Here is a 21308-nt window from a genome sequence, read left to right as displayed (position 1 = left end):
GAGTGCCCACACAGATTGTCTGATAAATTGTTAAAGAGCGGTGCAGTCAGCGGCTGAGCCTGCTGCTGCGAGGTGGCGTATATTACGCTACTCTCCTTCGGAGTCAACCCCTTTTTTCAGGGACTTCATCCGGCGACTCAGCTGCCTGAGTCTCCTGAACACCGCATTTCGTAAGCCGTTGTGCCGTGTCAGTGGAGGCGCATTATAGGGAGTTCTTCCGGGCTGACAAGTGCTAATTCAAACTTTTTTGCCGACTGCCTGTTTTCCAGGCAATGCGGCTTAAAATGCGCCAAAATCACCGTTTTTAGCGAAAAAAAACGGGCCCGCAGGCCCGTTTCGCAATAGTCAGTTATTGATGAGCAACGATTTCGCCCTCTTTAACATCCATTTCGATGGTTTTTCCCGGCACCAGCTGACCGGAAAGGATCTGCTGCGCCAGCGGGTTTTCTATCTGCTGTTGAATCGCGCGTTTCAACGGACGCGCACCGTAAACCGGATCGTAGCCGGTTTCGCCCAGCAGCTTCAGCGCCTCGTCGGAGATATGCAGCTGATAGCCGCGCTCATCCAGACGTTTATACAGCCGCTGCAGCTGAATCTGCGCAATAGAGGCAATATGCTGCTCGCCCAGCGGATGGAACACCACCACTTCGTCGATACGGTTAACAAACTCCGGACGGAAGTGGTGACCGACAACATTCATCACCACATCTTTCATCTCTGCGTAGTTCAGCTCGCCGAAGCGTTCCTGAATCAGATCGGAGCCCAGGTTCGACGTCATAATCACCACCGCATTGCGGAAATCGACGGTGCGGCCCTGCCCGTCGGTCAGACGGCCATCATCCAGCACCTGCAGCAGAATGTTAAAGACATCCGGATGCGCTTTCTCGACTTCATCCAGCAGAATGACCGAGTAAGGACGGCGTCGTACCGCTTCCGTCAGGTAGCCGCCCTCTTCATAACCGACATATCCCGGAGGCGCGCCCACCAGCCGCGACACGGAATGTTTTTCCATAAACTCCGACATATCGATGCGCACCATCGCGTCGTCGCTGTCAAACAGGAAGTTCGCCAGCGCTTTGCAGAGTTCGGTTTTACCGACGCCGGTCGGACCGAGGAACAGGAACGAACCGATTGGGCGATTGGGATCTGACAGGCCAGCGCGGCTACGGCGAATGGCGTTCGACACCGCCTCCACCGCTTCGTCCTGTCCAATCACGCGGCTATGCAGCTCCTGCTCCATGCGCAGCAGCTTATCGCGCTCGCCTTCCATCATGCGCGCCACGGGAATACCGGTCCAGCGCGCCAGCACGTCGGCGATTTCGACATCGGTCACGCGATTGCGCAGCAGCTTCATGGTTTTACCTTCAGACTGCGTCGCGGCCGCCAGCTGTTTTTCCAGCGCCGGGATCTTGCCATACTGCAGCTCCGACATCTGCGCCAGGTCGCCAACGCGACGCGCCTGCTCCAGCGATAAACGCGCCTGCTCCAGTTCCGCCTTGATATTCTGCGTGCCAGAGAGCGAAGCTTTTTCTGCCTTCCACTCCTCTTCCAGCTCAGCGTACTCGCGCTCTTTCTGATCAAGTTCGCTTTCCAGCATCTCCAGACGCTTAATGCTGGCGTCGTCAGACTCTTTCTTCAGCGCCTGCTGCTCCAGCTTCAGCTGGATGATGCGGCGCTCAAGGCGATCCAGTGACTCCGGTTTAGAGTCGATCTGCAGACGAATGCTGGACGCCGCCTCGTCGATCAGGTCGATGGCTTTATCCGGCAGCTGTCGGTCGGCGATATAACGATGTGACAGCGTCGCCGCCGCAACAATCGCCGGGTCGGTGATCTGCACATGGTGATGCAGCTCATAGCGCTCTTTCAGACCGCGCAGAATCGCGATGGTATCTTCCACGCTCGGTTCGGCAACGTAGACCTTCTGGAAACGACGCTCCAGCGCGGCGTCTTTCTCTATGTACTGGCGATACTCATCAAGCGTCGTCGCGCCAACGCAGTGCAGTTCGCCGCGCGCCAGTGCCGGCTTCAGCATATTGCCGGCATCCATCGCGCCGTCGGCTTTACCAGCGCCGACCATAGTATGCAACTCATCAATAAACAGGATAACGTTGCCTTCCTGCTTAGAGAGATCGTTGAGCACGCCTTTCAGGCGCTCTTCAAATTCGCCGCGATATTTTGCGCCCGCCACCAGCGCGCCCATGTCTAGCGCCAGCACGCGGCGGCCTTTCAACCCTTCCGGCACTTCGCCGTTAATAATGCGCTGCGCCAGCCCTTCTACAATGGCGGTTTTACCTACGCCCGGTTCGCCAATCAGCACCGGGTTGTTTTTGGTGCGGCGCTGCAGCACCTGAATAGTGCGGCGGATCTCTTCGTCACGGCCGATAACCGGATCGAGCTTGCCCTGTTCGGCGCGCTCGGTCAGGTCGATTGTGTATTTTTTCAGTGCCTGGCGCTGATCTTCAGCCCCTTGATCGTTCACGTTGTCTCCTCCACGCAGCTGTTCAATCGCTTTGGTTAGCTTGTCAGTGGTCGCGCCAGCCGATTTCAGCAAATCGGCTAAGGAGCCGCGCGAGTCGAGGGCCGCCAGAACAAAGAGTTCAGATGAGATAAAGTTGTCGCCGCGCTTTTGCGCCAGCTTGTCGCACAGGTTGAGCACGCGCACCAGGTCGGCGGAGGGCTGAACATCCCCTTCGCTGCCTTCTACCTGCGGTAAACGGTTGATGGCCTGCTCGACGCCGTTGCGCAGAGCGGCCACATCAACCCCTGCTGAAGATAATAACGGACGAACGGATCCGCCTTCCTGATTAAGCAGCGCACTCATCAGATGCAGAGGTTCGATAAATTGGTTGTCGTGTCCCAGAGCAAGGGACTGCGCGTCGGCAAGGGCCAGTTGGAATTTATTGGTAAGACGATCCAGACGCATGATTCCTCCCATTACAGGTCAAAATGCTACTGGAGATTAAAATGAGGTCATGCCTCAAATTTTCAAGGTTAATGACCTGCTCTGTGAGCAAAAAATCCGCTACTGGATCGTCTTGTGGCGTAAGGTTATCTCAGCCAAATTAAAGAAGCCATACGCCCGGTGGTTCCGTCGCGTCGGAAGGAGAAAAATTCGCCACTCTCATGAAAGGTGCAGCGTCGCGCCATGCTCACAGAGGTGACGCCCGCTTTCTCCAGCCGCTGCTGGGCGAGCAGCCAGATGTCGGCGAAATACTTTGCGCCAGCCGGACGAAAAGCCTGCTGGGCACGCGCGTCTTTCGCCATAAAAGCATCCCGCACTTCGCTGCCGACTTCGAACGCGTCGGGGCCGATAGCGGGTCCAAGCCAGGCGTGTATCTGGCTGGCTGGCGCAGCAAACTGCGCCAGCGTATTTTCCAGCACGCCGCCGCAGAGGCCGCGCCAGCCGGCATGGGCCGCCGCCACTTCTCTGCCGTCGTGGGAACAGAACAGTACCGGCAGGCAATCCGCCGTCATCACCGCGCACACCACACCCGCCTCGCGAGTGATGCAGGCATCCGCCTGTAAGGTTCCCGTCTGCGAGGAAGGGAGACGAACCACCCCGGTGCCGTGAACCTGCTCAAGCCAGCGCGGCATCTCCGGCAGCCCGGCGCGCGTCACCAGACGTTGCCGGTTAGCGGCGACATGCGCCGGTTCGTCGCCGACGTGGCTGCCCAGGTTAAAGGCGTTCCACGGCGCCAGACTCACGCCGCCGTCGCGCAGCGTCGAACAGGCGCCCACGCTGGCGGGCGCGGGCCATTCGGGCAGGATCAGACTCACAGCCAGTCCAGCTGATCGCGGAACTCGTCGGTGTCCGCCTTCAGCACCTCGATCAGATCGACCATGTCCTGCGGCAGCGGCGCATGCCACTCCATCTCGATGCCGGTAATCGGATGATAGAGACGCAGCATGGTCGCGTGCAGCGCCTGGCGATCGAAGGCGCGCAGCGTCGCAATAAACTGATCCGAGGCGCCTTTCGGCGGACGCGGACGACCGCCGTAGAGCGGATCGCCCACCAGCGGATGGTTAATGTGCGACATATGCACACGGATCTGGTGCGTACGACCGGTTTCGAGGCGCAGACGCAGCCGCGTATGGGCACGGAAGTGCTCCATAATACGGTAGTGCGTCACCGCCGGTTTGCCCATCGGATGCACTGCCATATGGGTGCGTTTGGTCGAGTGACGGCTAATCGGTTCATTCACCGTGCCGCCTGCCGTCATGGTGCCAATCGCCACCGCTTCATACTCACGCGTGATTTCGCGCAGCTGCAGCGTCTCCACCAGGTGCGTCTGCGCCGGGACGGTTTTCGCCACCACCATTAAGCCGGTGGTGTCTTTATCCAGTCGATGCACGATACCGGCGCGCGGTACATCGGCAATAGCGGGATAGTGATAGAGCAGCGCATTGAGTACGGTGCCGTCGGGATTGCCGGCGCCAGGATGCACCACCAGATCGCGCGGCTTGTTGATCACCAGAATATCGTCATCTTCATAGACGATGTTCAGCGGGATGTTTTGCGCTTCCCAGCGCTGCTCTTCTTCGATTTCTGCATCGATAGCGACCTGTTCGCCGCCCAATACTTTCTCTTTCGGTTTATCGACGATCGCGCCGTTAACGCTGACGCGCCGGTCCAGGATCCACTCTTTTATGCGCGAGCGTGAATAATCAGGGAACAATTCCGCCAAAGTTTGATCTAAGCGTTGTCCCAGCTGCGCTTCGGAGACCGTTGCGGTGAGTTGAACTAGTTGTGCCATATACAGCTTCTTCGTTAACGTTGGGTTTTCACGGCGATGCCGTTTAATATAATGTGCTATCGTACCTGGTCATTACCGGGAGCTATACGGACAGCTTCCGCCATAACAAATTTGAGGATAACCATTTCGTCATGACGCGTATGAAATATCTGGTGGCTGCTGCCACACTGAGCCTGGCCCTTGTGGGTTGTTCCAGCTCAAAGGACACAGTACCGGACAGCCCGCCTTCCGAAATCTACGCTACCGCTCAGGAAAAGCTGCAGGACGGTAACTTTAAAGCGGCGATTAAGCAACTGGAAGCGCTGGACAACCGTTATCCTTTTGGTCCTTATTCTCAGCAGGTACAGCTTGATTTGATCTATGCCTACTACAAAAACGCCGATTTGCCGCTGGCGCAGGCTGCTATAGATCGCTTTATGCGTCTTAACCCGACCCATCCGAACATTGACTACGTGATCTATATGCGTGGCCTGACGGATATGGCGCTGGACGACTCCGCGCTGCAGGGCTTCTTTGGCGTTGATCGCTCTGACCGCGATCCGACCCATGCCCGCGACGCGTTCCGCGACTTCTCGCAGCTGGTGCGTAACTATCCCAACAGCCAGTATGCGGCCGATGCGCAGAAACGCCTGGTTTATCTGAAAGACCGTCTGGCGAAGTATGAGCTCTCGGTGGCGCAATTCTATACTAAGCGCGAAGCTTATGTCGCGGTTGTTAACCGTGTTGAAGGTATGATGCGTGATTATCCCGATACGCAGGCGACGCGCGACGCGCTTCCGCTGATGGAAAAAGCCTACCGTAATCTGCAGCTGAATGCTGAAGCGGACAAAGTGGCGAAAATTATTGCGGCAAATAGCGCCAGCTAATTTTCAAGTCATCAGAAAAGAAAAAGCAGCCGTCAGGGCTGCTTTTTTTTGTGCGGAAAATCACCGTTTCTACAATTTCTCCGCCGGGCTAACTCAACAATAATGCGCCTCTCCCTGCCTTGATTCAAGGTCTTTCGGCGACATTCCCGCCCTTTCTCACAAACTATTTCCATTGACAAAAAGTGACATTTTTTCGTGATCTGAATCACACATTTCATCGCTCAGCGCGTTATGCTGGATCTACCCAGACGGAAATGACAGAGAGGTAGACCTATGATTCTGAACATTACCAGCAAACAAATGGAAATCACCGCGGCTATCCGCGACCATGTCGAAGACCGTCTCGCCAAGCTGGAAAAATGGCAAGCTCATCTGATAAATCCGCACATTGTTCTCTCTAAAGCGCCGAAAGAGTTTGTGGCCGATGCCACCATTACTACGCCAAACGGCACGCTGGTCGCCAGCGCTAAGCACGAAGATATGTATACGGCGATCAACGATCTCATCGGCAAGCTTGAGCGACAGCTGAACAAGGTTCAGCATAAGCCGGAAGCCCGTCGGGCCGCGACCAGCGTAAAAGCCTTTACGCCCGTCACGTAATCACCCAGTTTTGACTAACGCGCCTGCGGGCGCGTTTTTTATTGACAGCTTTTAATCAGTGCGGGTACTCTCAGACGACTTCTTCAATGGAAATCATCATGAAACATCTGCCGTTTTTCTTCGCTTTCTTTTTTACCTTCCCCTGACTGGGAGGCAATTCGTCGTGTGAAAACGAAAGCGAAGACGAACAACAAAGCCTCCCAACCGGGAGGCTTTTTTATTGGACAGCTTACAGGTGAGCCCTATGAATCCCGACAATCCTTTGCTGGCGCTGCGTGACCAAATCAGCGCCGTTGATGAGAAACTGTTGACGCTGCTGGCGGAGCGACGCGCTCTTGCCGTTAAGGTCGCCGAAGCGAAGCTGGCGACGCACCGCCCTATTCGCGATATCGAACGCGAACGCGCGCTGCTGGAGCACCTCATCGTACTCGGCAAAAAGCATCAGCTGGATGCGCATTACATCACGCGGCTGTTTCAGCAAATCATTGAGGATTCCGTGCTGACGCAGCAGGCGCTGCTGCAGAAAAACCTGAACCACGCGCACGCGCTGGCGGCCCGCATCGCCTTTCTCGGCCCTAAAGGCTCTTACTCGCATCTGGCCGCGCGCCAGTATGCGGCCCGTCACTTCGACTCCATGGTGGAGATCGGCTGTCTGAAGTTTCAGGATATTATTCGTCAGGTTGAGAATGGTCAGGCTGACTATGCGGTGCTGCCGATTGAGAACACCAGCTCCGGCTCGATTAATGACGTTTACGATCTGCTGCAGCAGACCAGCCTTTCTATTGTTGGCGAACTGACTCAGCCGATCGATCACTGCGTGCTGGTCACCGGCACCACCGATCTGCAGCAGATTGAAACCGTCTACAGCCATCCGCAGCCTTTCCAGCAGTGCAGCCAGTTTATTAGCCGCTTCCCGCACTGGAAGATTGAATATACCGAAAGCACCGCCGCCGCGATGGAAAAAGTCGCGGCGCTGAACTCGCCGAAAGCAGCCGCGCTGGGCAGCGAAGCGGGCGGCGAGCTTTATCATCTTCAGGTGCTGGAGCGCAATCTGGCCAATCAGCAGCAGAACCATACGCGCTTTATCGTGCTGGCGCGCAAAGCTATCGCCGTCTCCGATCAGGTTCCGGCGAAAACCACGCTGCTGATGGCGACCGGCCAGCAGGCGGGCGCGCTGGTTGAGGCGCTGCTGGTGCTGCGTCAGCATAACCTGATTATGAGCAAGCTGGAGTCGCGCCCGATTAACGGTAATCCGTGGGAAGAGATGTTTTATATCGACGTGCAGGGCAATCTGGAGTCTGACAGCATGCAGCAGGCGCTGCAGGAGCTGAAAGCGCTGACGCGCATGCTGAAGGTGCTGGGGTGTTATCCCGGCGAGAATGTCGTCGCGGTCGAGCCGCGCAGCGCATAACAAAACGGCATCCCGAGGGATGCCGTTTTTTTACGGTCGGCTGTCGTTAGCGGAGCGCAGCAGGCTGCGGCTTTCCACCATAAAGCGTTTAGCGTGGTCGCCAAACCAGTGTTCGACGCGATTGAAGCTGCTAATAAACGCCTGTTTATCGCCCTGCTCCAGCAGCGTAATCGCTTCGCCAAAGCGCTGATAGTAGCGTTTGATCAGCGCCAGATTGCTCTCCGAAGACATAATAATGTCCGCATAGAGTTGAGGATCCTGGGCAAACAGCCGCCCCACCATCGCCAGCTCCAGACGGTAAATCGGCGATGAGAGCGCCAGCAGCTGATCGAGATTGACGTTCTCTTCTGCCAGATGCAGCCCGTAGGCGAAAGTGGCAAAGTGGCGCAGCGCCTGAATAAACGCCATATTCTGGTCGTGCTCCACTGCGCTGATGCGATGCAGCCGTGCGCCCCACACCTGAATTTGCTCCAGGAACCACTGGTAGGCTTCAGGCTGACGCCCGTCGCACCAGACCACCACCTGTTTCGCCAGGCTACCGCTGTCCGGACCGAACATCGGATGCAGACCCAGCACCGGGCCCGCGTGCGCCGCCAGCATCGCCTGCAGTGGACGGTTTTTGACCGACGCCAGATCCACCAGAATACAATCTTCCGGCAGCGGCGGCAGCTGGGCGATGACCTGCTCCGTCAGATGGATCGGCACGCTGATAATCACCATGCCGGCATCGCCTAGCAGCGACGGCGCGCGATCCCAGTCCTCTTTATCCAGCGTTTTGACGCTGTAGCCCGACAAAGTCAGCATGCGCGCAAACAAGCTGCCCATCTGCCCTTTGCCGCCGACAATCACCACCGGACGCAGTGCCGGATTAAGCGTTTTAAAGCCTTTGTCGTTCTCGCTGGTGTAGGACTCGCGCATCACGCGGCGCAGAATGTCCTCAATCAGATCGGGGGGCACGCCAAGCGCCTGCGCCTCTTTGCGGCGCGAAGCCAGCATCGACGCTTCGCGCTCCGGCACATAAATAGGCAAGCCGTAGCGGCTCTTTACTTCGCCGACTTCAGCCACCAGTTCCAGCCGTTTCGCCAGCAGATCCAGCAACGCCTTATCGACGGTATCAATTTGATCGCGCAGCGCGGTCAGTTCAGCCACCATTGCTCATTACACCTCGTGTGACAGACGCGCCGACAGCACCTCTTGCAGATCCTGATGCATCTCGCGCAGCAGCGTTGCGGTGGTTTCCCAGTTGATGCAGGCATCGGTAACGGAAACGCCGTATTTCATTTCGCTGCGCGGCTGCTCGGAAGATTGATTGCCTTCATTGATGTGGCTCTCCAGCATCAGGCCAATAATCGAGCGGTTGCCATCTTTGATCTGGGCAATCGCCGATTCGGCGACGCCAGGCTGGCGGCGGTAGTCTTTGTTAGAATTGCCATGGCTGCAATCTATCATCAAGGCCGGGCGCAGTCCCGCTTTGACCATCTCTTTTTCGCACTGCGCGACATCTTCCGGGCCGTAGTTCGGCGCTTTGCCGCCGCGCAAAATAACGTGACCGTCTGGATTGCCCTGCGTTTGCAGCAGGCAAACCTGGCCGGCCTGATTAATGCCGACGAAACGGTGCGGCATCGAGGCGGCGCGCATGGCGTTGATGGCGGTGCCCAGGCTGCCGTCGGTACCGTTCTTAAAGCCGACCGGCATCGAGAGGCCAGACGCCATTTCACGATGCGTTTGCGACTCGGTGGTGCGCGCGCCAATCGCCGACCAGCTAAAAAGATCGCCGAGGTATTGCGGGCTGTTGGGATCGAGCGCCTCGGTCGCGAGCGGCAGACCCATCTCCACCAGGTTCACCAGCAGCTGACGCGCAATATGCAGGCCTGCTTCCATATCAAACGAGTTATTCATATAGGGATCGTTGATCAACCCTTTCCAGCCGACAGTGGTGCGGGGTTTTTCAAAATAGACGCGCATAACGATATAGAGCCGATCCTTCAGCTGGTCAGAGAGATCTTTCAGGCGGCGAGCGTAATCCAGAGCGGCTTCGGTGTCATGAATCGAACAAGGGCCACATACCACCAGCAGGCGCGGATCGCGGCCGGCGATGATATCGGAAATCGTCTGACGCGAAGCGGCAATTTGCGCTTCCTGCTGAGCACTCAGCGGGAACTTCGCTTTCAGCTCTTCCGGTGTGATCAAGATTTGTTCGTCAGCGATATGGACATTGTTCAGCGCGTCTTTTTGCATGATTACGATCCTTTTTTCCTCGTTATGCGGTTAGTGATCCTCTGACAGGATGCGAATACTGTATCACAGCACGTAAAACAAGCAATCCACCTATGTACACTTTTATTACCATATGAATTTACAAGATTGAGATTTTTCATTTAAACCATTTATAAACAATAACTTAAATAATCAAACCAACCTAACACCCGCATGAATTAGTAAAGTTATCGTTACATAAGCTGTTTAGCCTTTGGCAACTTAGCCTGATAAGCTAGCCCTACTCCTCTCTTTTCAATGGAAAAGCCCATGCCTCCAGCGATCCAGCTTCGCCCGTTTACCCTGGCAGACATCCCGGCCTTCACCGCGGCCGTAAACGCCTCTCTGGATACGCTGCGGCCCTGGATGGTCTGGGCGCATCCAGACTATCAACCCGAAGAAGCGGCCAGCTGGATCGCTTTTACTCAGCAGCAGCGAATAAAGGGTGAGGCAGAAGAGTTCGCCATCGTAGACGATCGGGATCGTTTGCTGGGCGGCGCCGGGATCCGTTTTGCCCGTGAACCGGGACAGCTTGCCGCGCTGGGATACTGGGTGCGCAGCGACAGCCAGCGTCAGGGCGTAGCCAGCCGTGCCGTCGCGCTTTTGCTTGCGCGGGGATTTGCGCGACCAGAGATAAACGCGATAGAAATCCTCGCGGCGGAAGAGAACCACGCCAGCCGCGCGGTGGCGGAGCGCTGCGGCGCGCGGTTTCTCGATATGCGCTACGGCTTAATCGTGCTGGAGAGCGGGCCGGTGAACACGGCGATATACCATGTGCAGCGTCCCGAGACGCAGGCATAAAAAAAGGGGCTGGCATCACGCCAACCCCTTGTTTGCTATTAACTTTTAGATGTCGCGTTAGCGATACCTTAGTTAAGACGCTCTTTGATACGAGCTGACTTACCAGTACGCTCACGCAGGTAGTACAGTTTGGCTTTACGCACAGCACCACGACGTTTGACAGAAATGCTGTCGATGACCGGAGAGTGAGTCTGGAAGACACGCTCAACGCCTTCGCCGTTAGAAATCTTACGAACAGTGAATGCAGAGTGCAGACCGCGGTTACGGATAGCGATAACCACGCCCTCGAATGCCTGCAGACGTTTCTTAGAACCTTCAACGACCCATACTTTCACTTCCACGGAATCACCCGGGCGGAAGGAAGGTACGTCCTGTTTCATCTGCTCTTGTTCAATTTGCTTGATAATGTTGCTCATAATTAAATCTCTTATCCTGGGTAAACTGATAGTCGCGGGAGATTACTCTGCCGCCTCATCGTTTTGTTGCTGATGTTCCCGCTGGAACATTTTCAGCAACCTTGCTTGCTCTTCAGTCAGAGCCAGGTTTTCCAGAAGTTCAGGTCTTCTTAGCCAGGTTCGGCCCAGCGACTGTTTCAGGCGCCAACGGCGAATCTCAGCATGGTTGCCGGACAGTAACACTGCCGGTACCTCCATGCCTTCCAGCACTTCAGGTCGGGTATAGTGGGGACAATCCAGCAAACCGTCAGAGAACGAATCCTCCTCGGCCGACGCCTGCTTGCCCAGTACGCCAGGAATTAACCGGGCCACTGAATCAATCATCGTCATGGCTGGCAGCTCGCCGCCGCTAAGCACGTAGTCGCCGATTGACCATTCTTCGTCAATTTCGGTTTTAATCACGCGCTCATCAATACCTTCGTAGCGCCCGCAGACCAGAATTAACTTCTGCTGCGTCGCCAGTTCGCAAACGCCCTGTTGGTCGAGTTTGCGTCCCTGAGGTGACAGATAGATCACCCTGGCCCCTTCTCCCGCCGCCGCTTTCGCTGCGTGGATTGCATCCCGTAAGGGCTGCACCATCATCAGCATTCCCGGTCCGCCGCCGTAAGGACGATCGTCCACCGTGCGGTGCCGGTCGTGAGCGAAGTCGCGAGGACTCCAGCTCTCGATGCTGAGCAGGCCATTTTTTACTGCCCGGCCAGTTACCCCGTAATCGGTAATTGCGCGAAACATCTCTGGAAAGAGGCTAATAACACCAATCCACATCGTTTTCGCCGCTACGTTACCTTGCGATTCGGAGATCAAAAACCAGGATCCCAGTCTACTTCAATGACGCCAGTAGCGAGATCGACTTTCTTGATAACCTGTTCATCGAGAAACGGAATTAACCGCTCCTTCACACCGAACGCATCTTTCAGGTTCGCCTTCACGACGAGAACGTCGTTCGAGCCGGTCTCCATCATATCGATGACTTTGCCCATCTCGTAACCGTCAACGTTGACCACCTGGAGACCCATCAGGTCTTTCCAGTAGTAATCACCGTCGGTGAGTTCCGGCAGCTGCGTCGAGTCGACCGTAATTTCGCAATGGGTCAACTGCGTCGCCGCATCCCGATCGTCAATGCCTTTGACTTTGATGATCAGGTCCTGATTGTGATGCCGCCAACTCTCCAGCTCAACCTGCTGCCATTTACCGGCGCGCTGAATGAACCAGGGTTGGTAGTCGAAGATACTTTCGGCCGCTTCGGTGGAGGAAAACACTTTGAGCCAGCCACGTATGCCGTAGGCAGCGCCCATTTTGCCCAAAACAAGGGGCTTAACGGGAGGCTGTGCGGCAACTTCTTTGCTCATGCTCACCACCGTGACAGATTAAGCTGCTTTTTTTGCTTCTTTGATCAGCGCGTTAACGCGATCAGAAAGCGTTGCGCCCTGGCCAACCCAGTGCTCGATGCGGTCCAGATCCAGACGCAGACCTTCAGCCTGACCAGATGCGATCGGGTTGAAGAAACCAACGCGCTCGATGAAGCGACCGTTACGTGCATTGCGGCTGTCAGTAACGACGACCTGATAGAACGGACGCTTTTTCGCGCCGTGACGTGCCAAACGAATTGTTACCATAACATCCTCTTAAGTTAATAAAACAACCGGGCCCCATTGAGGGAACGGGGCCCGGGTGCAATATAAAAAGCCCGAAAATTTTACTCATTTCGGCGCAAAAAGCAACCTGTCAGGGCAACCTTTCGGGCTTTTATTGCCGAACGCCTAGCGTCCGGGGAATCCTGGCGGCATCATGCCCTTCATGCTGCGCATCATTTTCGCCATGCCGCCCTTCTTCATTTTCTTCATCATGCGCTGCATGTCGTCGAACTGCTTAAGCAGACGGTTAACGTCCTGCACCTGCATGCCGGCGCCGGTGGCGATGCGACGCTTGCGCGAGCCTTTGATAATTTCCGGCTTCTCGCGCTCTTTGCGCGTCATGGAGTTGATAATCGCCTCCATACGCACCAGCACCTTATCGTCCATCTGCGACTTTACGTTGTCCGGCAGCTGGCCCATGCCAGGCAGTTTGCCCATCAGGCTCGCCATGCCGCCCATGTTGCGCATCTGCTTAAGCTGCTCAAGAAAGTCATTGAGATCGAAGCCGTCGCCAGTTTTGAGTTTTTTCGCCAGCTTTTCCGCCTGATCGCGGTCAACCTTGCTTTCGATATCCTCAATCAGCGACAGCACGTCGCCCATGCCGAGGATGCGCGAGGCGATGCGATCGGGATAGAACGGCTCCAGCGCCTCGGTCTTCTCGCCAACACCCATAAACTTAATCGGCTTGCCGGTGATATGACGAATCGACAGCGCGGCACCGCCGCGTGCGTCGCCGTCGACCTTGGTCAGGATCACGCCGGTCAGCGGCAGCGCTTCGTTAAAGGCTTTCGCCGTGTTCGCCGCATCCTGGCCGGTCATGGCGTCAACCACAAACAGCGTCTCGACCGGGTTGATCGCGGCGTGCACCTGTTTGATCTCGTCCATCATCGCTTCGTCGACGTGCAGACGACCGGCGGTATCCACCAGCAGCACGTCATAGAACTGTAGCTTCGCCTCTTTCAGCGCGTTCTTAACGATATCGACCGGCTTCTGGCTCAGATCGGACGGACAAAAATCGACGCCAACCTGCTGCGCCAGCGTTTCAAGCTGTTTGATCGCCGCCGGGCGATAAACGTCCGCGGAGACGACCAGCACTTTCTTCTTGTGCTTCTCACGCAGGAATTTACCCAGTTTGCCGACGCTGGTGGTTTTACCGGCACCCTGCAGACCCGCCATCAGCACCACGGCCGGCGGCTGTGCGGCCAGGTTAAGCGCGTTGTTCTCCGCGCCCATCGCCGCAACCAGCTCGTTGCGCACGATCTTGATAAACTCCTGGCCAGGGGTCAGGCTTTTGTTAACGTCATGGCCCACCGCGCTCTCTTTGACGCGGTTGATAAAGTCGCGCACCACCGGCAGCGCGACATCCGCCTCCAGCAGCGCCATGCGTACTTCGCGCAGCGTGTCTTTGATGTTGTCTTCTGTCAGCCTTCCGCGGCCGCTGATGTTGCGCAGGGTTTGCGACAAACGATCGGTTAAATTGTCAAACATTGTCTCTCACTCAAAAAAAATCGCGAGGCGCCTGATCGGCATAATGCGGCGGATTATAACACGAAGCTGCAACGATCTCTGCTATTGCGCCTCAGATCGGTTGGAGGCGGCTTCCGCTGGCGCTATACTGCCTTTTTCCTTTCATCTCGCTGATACCTGTAAGGATCTATGTCCGTTTTCTCGCTTCTGGCGCTGTTCGCCTACTCCCTGAGTCTTGCACTGATCATTCCCAGCCTGTTGAAACGCAACAGCGGATGGCGGCGAATGGCGGTGCTCTCCGCCTGCGTCGCGCTGGTGGCGCACGCCGTGGCGCTGCAGCAGCGGATTTTTGCCGTCGACAGCGGGCAAAATCTCAGCCTGTTGAATATCGGCTCGCTGGTGAGCCTGCTGATCTGCGCCATTATGACTATCGTCGCGTCGCGCAATCGCGGCTGGCTGCTGTTGCCGATCGTCTACAGCTTCGCGCTGATTAATCTGGCGTTCGCCACCTTTGTGCCTAACGCCTTTATCACCCATCTGGAAACCACGCCGGGCATGATGATCCACATTGGCCTGTCGCTGTTCGCCTACGCGACGCTGATCATTGCCGCGCTCTATGCGCTGCAGCTGGCATGGATCGACTATCAGCTGAAGAACAAAAAGCTGGCCTTCACCCAGGATATGCCGCCGCTGCTGAGCATCGAGCGCAAAATGTTTCATATCACGCAGGTGGGCGTGGTGCTGCTAACGCTGGTGCTCTGTACCGGCTTGTTTTATATGCATAACCTGTTCAGCGCGGAGAACGTCGACAAAGCGGTGCTCTCTATCCTCGCCTGGTTTGTCTACATCGTTTTGCTCTGGGGCCACTATCATGAAGGCTGGCGCGGGCGTCGCGTGGTGTGGTTCAACTGCGGCGGCGCGCTGCTGCTGACCATGGCCTACTTCGGCAGCCGTGTTTTACAGCACCTGCTGACTCACTCGTCTTAACACAAGGAATTGCTTCGTTGGAACAGGTTTCAACCACCACCTTAATCATTATCTTAATCGTTATGGTTCTGGTTTCCGCCTGGTTCGCCGGGTCGGAAACCGGCATGATGACGCTTAACCGCTACAAGCTGCGCCATCAGGCGAAAAACGGCAGCCGCGCCGCGCGTCGGGTGGAAAAGCTGCTGCGCCGTCCCGATCGTCTGCTCAGCCTGGTGCTGATCGGCAATAACCTCGTCAATATCCTGGCCTCGGCGCTGGCCACCATCGTCGGCATGCGTCTGCACGGCGATGAAGGCGTGGCGATCGCCACCGGTATTCTGACCTTTGTGGTGCTGGTCTTTGCCGAGGTGCTGCCGAAAACCGTGGCGGCGCTCTACCCCGAACGCGTCGCCTTCCCCAGCAGCTTTCTGCTGGTGCCGCTGCAGTACGTCATGCTGCCGCTCGTCTGGCTGTTGAACACCATTACCCGCCTGCTGATGCGCATGGCCGGGATTAAAACCGAGGGTGCCAGCAGTTCAGCGCTGAGCAAAGAAGAGCTACGCACCATCGTTTATGAGTCGCGCAGCCTGATGTCGCGTCGCAATCAGGACATGCTGCTGTCGGTGCTCGATCTGGAGAAGGTCAGCGTCGACGACATCATGGTGCCGCGCAATGAGATCGTCGGCATCAATATCAACGACGACTGGAAGTCGGTAATGCGCCAGCTCAGCCATTCGCCTCATGGCCGCATCGTGCTGTTTCGCGACTCGCTGGACGACTGCGTCGGCATGCTGCGCGTCCGCGAAGCCTGGCGCACCATGACCGAAAAGAAAGAGTTCAACAAAGAGACCCTGCTGCGCGCAGCCGATGAGATCTATTACGTGCCAGAAGGCACGCCGCTTAACATTCAGCTGGTGAAGTTTCAGCGCAACAAAAAGAAAGTGGGTCTGGTGGTCGACGAATATGGCGACATCAAAGGGCTGGTGACCATCGAGGATATTCTTGAAGAGATCGTCGGCGACTTCACCACCTCAATGTCTCCTACCCTTGCGGAAGAGGTGATGCCGCAAAACGACGGCTCCGTGCTGGTGGAAGGCAGCGCCAACGTGCGTGAAATCAACAAGGCGTTTAACTGGCGCCTGCCGGAGCAGGAGGCGCGTACCATTAACGGCATGCTGCTGGAGGCGCTGGAGGAGATCCCGGAAATCAACACCCGGGTGAAGGTCGCTGACTACGCTATCGATATTCTCGACGTGCAGGACAATATGGTGAAGCAGGTGCGCATTACGCCGCAGACGCCGCTAAAAACCTCTGTAGGCTCCTGACGTCTAATCATAAAAAAACGCCGCATCGTAGCGGCGTTTTTTTTCAGGCAGCGACAGGCTAGATGTGCAGCTCTTTCAGCTTCTCTTGCGGCAGCTTCAGATCTTCGTTGCGGTTGACGCCGATATCGTGCGCCAGCACGTTACGCGCGATCTGCTGCGCCTCATCCAGCGAGTGCAGCTTGTAGCTGCCGCACTGGTATTCGTTCAGCTCTGGGATCTGATTCTGATCCTTCACTTTCAGCACATCTTCCATCGCCCCTTTCCAGGCGCTGGCGACGCGCTGCTCGTCCGGCGTGCCGATCAGGCTCATATAGAAACCGGTGCGGCATCCCATCGGAGAGATATCGACGATTTCTACGCCGTCACCGTTGAGGTGGTTACGCATAAAGCCAGCGAACAGATGCTCAAGCGTATGAATGCCGCGCTCAGTGAGGATCTCTTTGTTCGGACGGCAGAAACGCAGGTCGAAAACGGTGATGGTATCGCCATGGGGAGTTTTCATGGTCTTCGCCACGCGCACTGCAGGCGCGGCCATGATGGTATGGTCAACGGTAAAACTGTCCAGTAGTGGCATACGTCACCTCCTGTTTTGAAATTTTTTTATAAACGATGAAACTTTTCTGTTCGCCCAGCGTCTGAATATATGAAAGACGCGCATTTGTTATCATCATCCCTGACAACAGAGATGTTAATTTGGCCACATTGATGTGGCCTTTTTCTTTTCTAGCCTTCGCGACTGGCGAGATAAGCGTCGAAATCGAGCGTATCGCCCTCTTCCAGCGCTTTCTGCTCTGCCACCGACGCCTGCGCCTGACGCGTAAAATCTTCTTCGCTAATCACTTCCAGCGGCTCTTCGCACAGCATATGACGATACTGTTCCGCCAGCGCGATACCGGTGCCGGTCACGCCGTTTTCCTTCATCGCGTGCAGGATGCGCGCCGAATAGGTTAGCTCAGGATCGTCGAAGGACGCCACCAGTTGATCGCAAACCTGTTGATATTGCGTGCTGCCCTGATTGCTGTCGAGCACTTCGGCGACGCGATGCAGATCGGCGAACAGCGCTTTGCCGACCTCGACCAGCGCGTGCTCGGTTTCGCTGCAGCCAACCGAAATTTTTTGATTCGGCTTGCGCCCTTCCAGCACCACGCGGTTCCAGTTCTGACGGCTGCACAGCAGCTCGTCGGCGCTCATTTCCGGCGCGTCGGCCAGCGTGCACCAGATCAGGAACAGGTCGAGGAAACGTACCTGGTTAGCGTCAACGCCGATAGCGGAGAACGGGTTGATGTCGAGCGAACGCACTTCGATATATTCGATACCGCCGCGCAGCAGCGCATCGGACGGCGCTTCGCCGGAACGGGTAACCCGCTTCGGACGGATCGGCGCGTAGAGCTCGTTCTCAATCTGCAATACGTTGGTATTAAGCTGCAGCCAGTTGCCGTCGGCGTCTTTGGTGCCCATAGCGGCATACTCTTCAGACGGCGTTTTAATGGCCGCTTTCAGCGCCTTTACATAGCCGTCGAGCGAGTTAAAGGTGATGCCGAGGCCGCTCTGCGACTTATTGGTGTAGCCCAGGTCGCTAAGACGCAGCGAGGTGGCATAGGGCAGCCACAGCGAATCCTTGCCGTCAGTTTCAAACGGCAGCTTGCTTTCGCGTCCCTGCAGGAAGCTGGAGCTGATTGCCGGCGAGGCGCCGAACAGATAGGGGATCACCCAGCCGAAACGGTAGTAGTTGCGGATCAGGCGCAGATAGCCGGCAGAAATCGTCTCTTTTCCGCTCTCGGCATCTTTAACGTCCGCCCACTCCTGCCAGAAGCTCAGCGGCAGTGAGAAGTTATAGTGGATGCCGGAGATGGTCTGCATCAGCGCGCCGTAGCGGTTTTTCAGCCCCTGGCGATAGAGGGTTTTCATGCGGCCGATGTTAGAGCTGCCGTACTGCGCCAGTTCGATGCGATCGGCATCGTCGATCAGACAGGGCATGCTAAAGGGCCACATGCGCTCCTCGCCCAGCTCACGCGCCACATGGCGATGAATATCACGCAGGAACGCCAGCATATGGTCGATATTCTGATCCACCGGCGTGATGAACTCCAGCAGCGTCTCAGCAAAGTCGGTGGTGATCCAGTCATGCTTCAGCGCCGATCCCAGCGACTCGGGATGGCCACTTTCAGCCAGATGGCCATCAGGCTTTACGCGCAGCGTTTCGCGTTCAATGCCGCGACCAATACCTTTCAGGGCATTGGGATGCGCCTCCAGCCAGGAGAGCGCTTTAGATACGTCCGGGATCACATTAACCTCCCGCTGGGACAGTAATTTATTTTTGTTCAGCATAATGTTAACCCTAGCCTCAAATCTGTGCGAATCAATGCCACCATTGCATGCCCTGTAAGGTGGCGGTCGCAATAACGATATAACGTAGTGTTTTCCCGACGGCGAGAAACAGCAGGACCGGAGGCCAGGCAAAGCGCAACCAGCCTGCCAGCACGCAGAGCAGGTCGCCGATAATCGGCAGCCAGCTCAGCAACAGCGCTGCAGGTCCCAGTCGGTGCAACCACGTTATTGCTGTGTCATGCCATCGCCCCTGCTGTTTCAACGGCAGTAAGCGACCAAGAAAAATATTGGTTATGCCGCCCAGCGTATTCCCCACTGATGCAGCGACAATCAACCCATAAACGGACGCCTTTTTGGCGACCAGTAATGCAATCAGCAGCGCCTCAGAACTTCCCGGCAACAGCGTTGCGCTGAGAAAGCTGCTGCCGAACAAGGAAGCCAGCGCCAGCGCGTCACTCACAGCAGGCGGACATCGACCACGTCCATACCGGCCGCTTTCGCCGCCTGCACGCCGAAATCGGCGTCTTCGAACACCACGCAGCGCGCGGGATCGACACCCATCAGCGCGGCGCAGCGTAAAAAGGTGTCAGGCTCAGGCTTATGCCGCTCTACGTCGTCAGCGCCCACGACGGCGGTAAAGAGGTCACGCACGCCCAGCTGGGTCAGCAGCGCATCCGCCATACTGTGTTCGCTGCCGGTGCCGACCGCCATCGGACGTCGACCGTGGTACGCTTTCGCGACCTCAAGCAGCGGAAGCGGCTGGACGTTTTCCAGCAGCATGGCTTTGACCGCTGCGGTTTTCTCAGCGGCCAGCCGATGCGGATCGTGAGAAGAGTGATTAGATTCAATAATAAACTGCGCGAGTCGCCAGCTGGGCGCGCCATTAAATCCGACCATTTGCGATTCGTCTAACGTCAGTCCATATCGTCCCAGTACCTGATGCCACGCTTTTCGATGTGTCGGCTCGGTATCCAGAATCGTGCCGTCCATATCGAAAATCAGTGCGTCATATTGATCGTACATCGTCACTCCGGACCTCCAGCAAATGAGCCATTACTTTAGCGTAATGTGCACAGGTTGTCGCCAGGTGGCATGAACAGCAAATGCTTTGAAAGCATTAGCAATTTTTCTTTTCAGAAAAAGGTGATAGCGCGGTGCCGGGCGTAATTGCCGGAAATTTCAGGGGGTTTGGGTTTTATGACGGGTGCGATTGGTAAGCGTAAAAGGAGATTAAAGCGGGTTAAAACAGAGTGTGTTGTGACGCGAGTGTAGTTGAGAGAGTCGCTGAGAGCCTGAGGTAGTAAGAAGATTAATTCTGAAGGATAACGCGGAGAGAAGATGGTGCATCCGGGAGGATGACTCGGCTATCGCCTCGCCCTGCGGGCCGTTGCAAATGCAACGTTCTCCTCCCTCGTACTGCCTGGCGGTACAGCTTACCGTGTCAGTGCGGGGCACGCTTTCCTGTCTTGAGAAATGGTGCATCCGGGAGGATTCGAACCTCCGACCGCTCGGTTCGTAGCCGAGTACTCTATCCAGCTGAGCTACGGATGCATCGGGAAATCGTGTTGCAAGGGTAAAGCAATTAAGTGAAAAAGAGAGGGTGCATCCGGGAGGATAACTCGGCTTTCGCCTCGCCCTGCGGGCCGTTGCTCACGCAACGTTTTCCTCCCTCGTACTGTCTGGCTATACGACCTGCCATATCAGTTCGGGGCACTCTTCCATATCCAGAGATATGGTGCATCCGGGAGGATTCGAACCTCCGACCGCTCGGTTCGTAGCCGAGTACTCTATCCAGCTGAGCTACGGATGCATCGGGAAATCGTTTTACAGGGATTAAATCAGACAACCAGGAAGTGACAGGAATATGGTGCATCCGGGAGGATTCGAACCTCCGACCGCTCGGTTCGTAGCCGAGTACTCTATCCAGCTGAGCTACGGATGCAATGATAATTCTTGTACAACGCAGGGTGCTAACAACTCACCAGGAAAGGGACGACTCTTTCACTAACTTTTACTTTTTTCCGCATCTTCTAAAGATGGTGCCTGCCATATCAGTTCGGGGCACGCTTTCCATATCCAGAGATATGGTGCATCCGGGAGGATTCGAACCTCCGACCGCTCGGTTCGTAGCCGAGTACTCTATCCAGCTGAGCTACGGATGCATCGGAAAATGGCGGTGAGGCGGGGATTCGAACCCCGGATGCAGCTTTTGACCGCATACTCCCTTAGCAGGGGAGCGCCTTCAGCCTCTCGGCCACCTCACCTTACGCGTTCTTCCGAACTGTACCGCTGAACTTTGTTTCCGCTCATCGGCACTGCGTGGCGCACATATTACTTTCCCGCACTTATAAGTCAAACAATTTTTCCCGGCTTCCGATCGTTTGCACAAATGACGCTCAATTGGCGCAATTTGCCGACAAAAAGAGTGAATTATCAACAGTAAAA

At 56.2% G+C, this 21308-nt stretch carries 21 protein-coding genes, 5 tRNA genes and 1 other annotated feature; of the genes, 7 read left to right on the top strand and 19 right to left on the bottom strand.

Annotated elements, in window-relative coordinates; all coding sequences use genetic code 11:
* Positions 1–349: 349 nt before the first annotated feature.
* From clpB to rluD, 3 genes are all read right to left on the bottom strand, one after another.
* Positions 350–2923: an ATP-dependent chaperone ClpB gene (gene clpB, locus MC269_RS04180; protein ID WP_081140986.1), complete on the bottom strand. Its 2574-nt coding sequence runs from the start codon at positions 2921–2923 to the stop codon at positions 350–352.
* Between the two features lie 125 nt (positions 2924–3048).
* Positions 3049–3777 (bottom strand): purine nucleoside phosphorylase YfiH, encoded by a 729-nt coding sequence (gene yfiH / locus MC269_RS04175; RefSeq protein ID WP_239954116.1) that lies wholly within the window; start codon positions 3775–3777, stop codon positions 3049–3051.
* Complete coding sequence (gene rluD / locus MC269_RS04170; protein ID WP_081140984.1) at positions 3774–4754, bottom strand: 23S rRNA pseudouridine(1911/1915/1917) synthase RluD; 981 nt, start codon at positions 4752–4754, stop codon at positions 3774–3776. The genes yfiH and rluD overlap by 4 nt, the downstream gene beginning before the upstream one ends.
* 131 nt (positions 4755–4885) lie before the next feature.
* On the opposite strand from rluD, the gene bamD reads away from it, so the two are divergent.
* From bamD to pheA, 4 genes are all read left to right on the top strand, one after another.
* Positions 4886–5620, top strand: coding sequence for an outer membrane protein assembly factor BamD (gene bamD, locus MC269_RS04165; RefSeq protein WP_081141000.1), 735 nt, complete (start codon positions 4886–4888; stop codon positions 5618–5620).
* Between the two features lie 273 nt (positions 5621–5893).
* Positions 5894–6220, top strand: coding sequence for a ribosome-associated translation inhibitor RaiA (gene raiA, locus MC269_RS04160; protein ID WP_081140983.1), 327 nt, complete (start codon positions 5894–5896; stop codon positions 6218–6220).
* A gap of 97 nt (positions 6221–6317) precedes the next feature.
* Positions 6318–6442: a sequence feature (Phe leader region), on the top strand.
* Positions 6319–6366: a pheA operon leader peptide PheL gene (pheL, locus tag MC269_RS04155; RefSeq protein ID WP_100703679.1), complete on the top strand. Its 48-nt coding sequence runs from the start codon at positions 6319–6321 to the stop codon at positions 6364–6366. It overlaps the preceding feature by 48 nt.
* Positions 6443–6464: 22 nt before the next feature.
* Positions 6465–7631 (top strand): bifunctional chorismate mutase/prephenate dehydratase, encoded by a 1167-nt coding sequence (pheA, locus tag MC269_RS04150; RefSeq protein ID WP_081140982.1) that lies wholly within the window; start codon positions 6465–6467, stop codon positions 7629–7631.
* A gap of 30 nt (positions 7632–7661) precedes the next feature.
* On the opposite strand, the gene tyrA is transcribed toward pheA, so the two are convergent.
* Entirely contained in the window at positions 7662–8783 is a 1122-nt protein-coding gene (gene tyrA / locus MC269_RS04145) for a bifunctional chorismate mutase/prephenate dehydrogenase (protein ID WP_239954114.1), read from the bottom strand.
* 6 nt (positions 8784–8789) lie between these two features.
* Positions 8790–9869 (bottom strand): 3-deoxy-7-phosphoheptulonate synthase, encoded by a 1080-nt coding sequence (locus tag MC269_RS04140; RefSeq protein WP_239954113.1) that lies wholly within the window; start codon positions 9867–9869, stop codon positions 8790–8792.
* A gap of 288 nt (positions 9870–10157) precedes the next feature.
* On the opposite strand from MC269_RS04140, the gene MC269_RS04135 reads away from it, so the two are divergent.
* A complete protein-coding gene (locus MC269_RS04135) occupies positions 10158–10688 on the top strand; it encodes a GNAT family N-acetyltransferase (RefSeq protein WP_239954111.1) in 531 nt (176 codons plus the stop codon).
* Positions 10689–10756: 68 nt separating this feature from the next.
* Here the strand turns inward: MC269_RS04135 and rplS are convergent, their stop codons facing one another.
* The 5 genes from rplS to ffh all read right to left on the bottom strand — a co-directional run bounded on the left by rplS (position 10757) and on the right by ffh (position 14265).
* Positions 10757–11104 carry a 50S ribosomal protein L19 gene (rplS, locus tag MC269_RS04130; protein ID WP_033752010.1) on the bottom strand — a complete coding sequence of 116 codons (348 nt, stop codon included), beginning with the start codon at positions 11102–11104 and terminating at the stop codon, positions 10757–10759.
* 42 nt (positions 11105–11146) lie between these two features.
* A complete protein-coding gene (gene trmD / locus MC269_RS04125; RefSeq protein WP_094078528.1) occupies positions 11147–11908 on the bottom strand; it encodes a tRNA (guanosine(37)-N1)-methyltransferase TrmD in 762 nt (253 codons plus the stop codon).
* Positions 11909–11943: 35 nt separating this feature from the next.
* Complete coding sequence (rimM, locus tag MC269_RS04120; RefSeq protein WP_081140977.1) at positions 11944–12492, bottom strand: ribosome maturation factor RimM; 549 nt, start codon at positions 12490–12492, stop codon at positions 11944–11946.
* 18 nt (positions 12493–12510) lie between these two features.
* A complete protein-coding gene (gene rpsP / locus MC269_RS04115; RefSeq protein WP_007893313.1) occupies positions 12511–12759 on the bottom strand; it encodes a 30S ribosomal protein S16 in 249 nt (82 codons plus the stop codon).
* A 144-nt stretch (positions 12760–12903) separates the two neighbouring features.
* Entirely contained in the window at positions 12904–14265 is a 1362-nt protein-coding gene (ffh, locus tag MC269_RS04110; RefSeq protein ID WP_081140976.1) for a signal recognition particle protein, read from the bottom strand.
* 168 nt (positions 14266–14433) lie between these two features.
* Between ffh and MC269_RS04105 the strand changes: the two genes are divergently transcribed.
* Complete coding sequence (locus tag MC269_RS04105; RefSeq protein ID WP_081140975.1) at positions 14434–15231, top strand: inner membrane protein YpjD; 798 nt, start codon at positions 14434–14436, stop codon at positions 15229–15231.
* A 17-nt stretch (positions 15232–15248) separates the two neighbouring features.
* On the top strand, positions 15249–16535 hold the full coding sequence (locus MC269_RS04100; protein WP_239954109.1) for an HlyC/CorC family transporter: 1287 nt from the start codon (positions 15249–15251) through the stop codon (positions 16533–16535).
* 58 nt (positions 16536–16593) lie between these two features.
* Here MC269_RS04100 and luxS read toward each other — a convergent pair whose 3' ends face one another.
* From luxS to MC269_RS04055, 9 genes are all read right to left on the bottom strand, one after another.
* Entirely contained in the window at positions 16594–17109 is a 516-nt protein-coding gene (gene luxS, locus MC269_RS04095; protein WP_081140973.1) for an S-ribosylhomocysteine lyase, read from the bottom strand.
* A 149-nt stretch (positions 17110–17258) separates the two neighbouring features.
* Positions 17259–18863, bottom strand: a complete 1605-nt coding sequence (gene gshA, locus MC269_RS04090) for a glutamate--cysteine ligase (protein ID WP_239954107.1) — start codon at positions 18861–18863, stop codon at positions 17259–17261.
* Positions 18864–18894: 31 nt separating this feature from the next.
* The gene (locus MC269_RS04085) at positions 18895–19323 is read right to left on the bottom strand and encodes a YqaA family protein (protein ID WP_081140971.1); all 429 of its coding nucleotides are present in this window, start codon (positions 19321–19323) and stop codon (positions 18895–18897) included.
* On the bottom strand, positions 19320–19886 hold the full coding sequence (gene yqaB, locus MC269_RS04080; protein ID WP_081140970.1) for a fructose-1-phosphate/6-phosphogluconate phosphatase: 567 nt from the start codon (positions 19884–19886) through the stop codon (positions 19320–19322). The genes MC269_RS04085 and yqaB overlap by 4 nt, the downstream gene beginning before the upstream one ends.
* A 451-nt stretch (positions 19887–20337) precedes the next feature.
* Positions 20338–20414, bottom strand: a tRNA-Arg gene (locus MC269_RS04075).
* A gap of 182 nt (positions 20415–20596) precedes the next feature.
* Positions 20597–20673 (bottom strand) — tRNA-Arg (locus MC269_RS04070).
* A gap of 55 nt (positions 20674–20728) precedes the next feature.
* Positions 20729–20805: transfer RNA gene (locus MC269_RS04065), tRNA-Arg, on the bottom strand.
* Between the two features lie 143 nt (positions 20806–20948).
* A tRNA-Arg gene (locus MC269_RS04060) sits at positions 20949–21025 on the bottom strand.
* A 9-nt stretch (positions 21026–21034) separates the two neighbouring features.
* Positions 21035–21127, bottom strand: a tRNA-Ser gene (locus tag MC269_RS04055).
* Positions 21128–21308 lie beyond the last annotated feature (181 nt).

Source organism: Pantoea sp. Z09 (assembly GCF_022394795.1).
Lineage (GTDB): Bacteria > Pseudomonadota > Gammaproteobacteria > Enterobacterales > Enterobacteriaceae > Pantoea > Pantoea latae.
The sequence above is the reverse complement of the archived record's forward strand: the minus strand, read 5'-3'. Positions and strand labels throughout refer to the sequence as shown.

Coding starts and splice junctions, on each gene's coding strand:
- clpB (WP_081140986.1), bottom strand. CDS start 2,923: ATGCGTCTGGATCGTCTTACCAATAAATTCCAACTGGCCCTTGCCGAC.
- rluD (WP_081140984.1), bottom strand. CDS start 4,754: ATGGCACAACTAGTTCAACTCACCGCAACGGTCTCCGAAGCGCAGCTG.
- bamD (WP_081141000.1), top strand. CDS start 4,886: ATGACGCGTATGAAATATCTGGTGGCTGCTGCCACACTGAGCCTGGCC.
- raiA (WP_081140983.1), top strand. CDS start 5,894: ATGATTCTGAACATTACCAGCAAACAAATGGAAATCACCGCGGCTATC.
- pheA (WP_081140982.1), top strand. CDS start 6,465: ATGAATCCCGACAATCCTTTGCTGGCGCTGCGTGACCAAATCAGCGCC.
- tyrA (WP_239954114.1), bottom strand. CDS start 8,783: ATGGTGGCTGAACTGACCGCGCTGCGCGATCAAATTGATACCGTCGAT.
- MC269_RS04140 (WP_239954113.1), bottom strand. CDS start 9,869: ATGCAAAAAGACGCGCTGAACAATGTCCATATCGCTGACGAACAAATC.
- MC269_RS04135 (WP_239954111.1), top strand. CDS start 10,158: ATGCCTCCAGCGATCCAGCTTCGCCCGTTTACCCTGGCAGACATCCCG.
- rplS (WP_033752010.1), bottom strand. CDS start 11,104: ATGAGCAACATTATCAAGCAAATTGAACAAGAGCAGATGAAACAGGAC.
- trmD (WP_094078528.1), bottom strand. CDS start 11,908: ATGTGGATTGGTGTTATTAGCCTCTTTCCAGAGATGTTTCGCGCAATT.
- rimM (WP_081140977.1), bottom strand. CDS start 12,492: ATGAGCAAAGAAGTTGCCGCACAGCCTCCCGTTAAGCCCCTTGTTTTG.
- rpsP (WP_007893313.1), bottom strand. CDS start 12,759: ATGGTAACAATTCGTTTGGCACGTCACGGCGCGAAAAAGCGTCCGTTC.
- ffh (WP_081140976.1), bottom strand. CDS start 14,265: ATGTTTGACAATTTAACCGATCGTTTGTCGCAAACCCTGCGCAACATC.
- MC269_RS04105 (WP_081140975.1), top strand. CDS start 14,434: ATGTCCGTTTTCTCGCTTCTGGCGCTGTTCGCCTACTCCCTGAGTCTT.
- luxS (WP_081140973.1), bottom strand. CDS start 17,109: ATGCCACTACTGGACAGTTTTACCGTTGACCATACCATCATGGCCGCG.
- gshA (WP_239954107.1), bottom strand. CDS start 18,863: ATGCTGAACAAAAATAAATTACTGTCCCAGCGGGAGGTTAATGTGATC.
- yqaB (WP_081140970.1), bottom strand. CDS start 19,886: ATGTACGATCAATATGACGCACTGATTTTCGATATGGACGGCACGATT.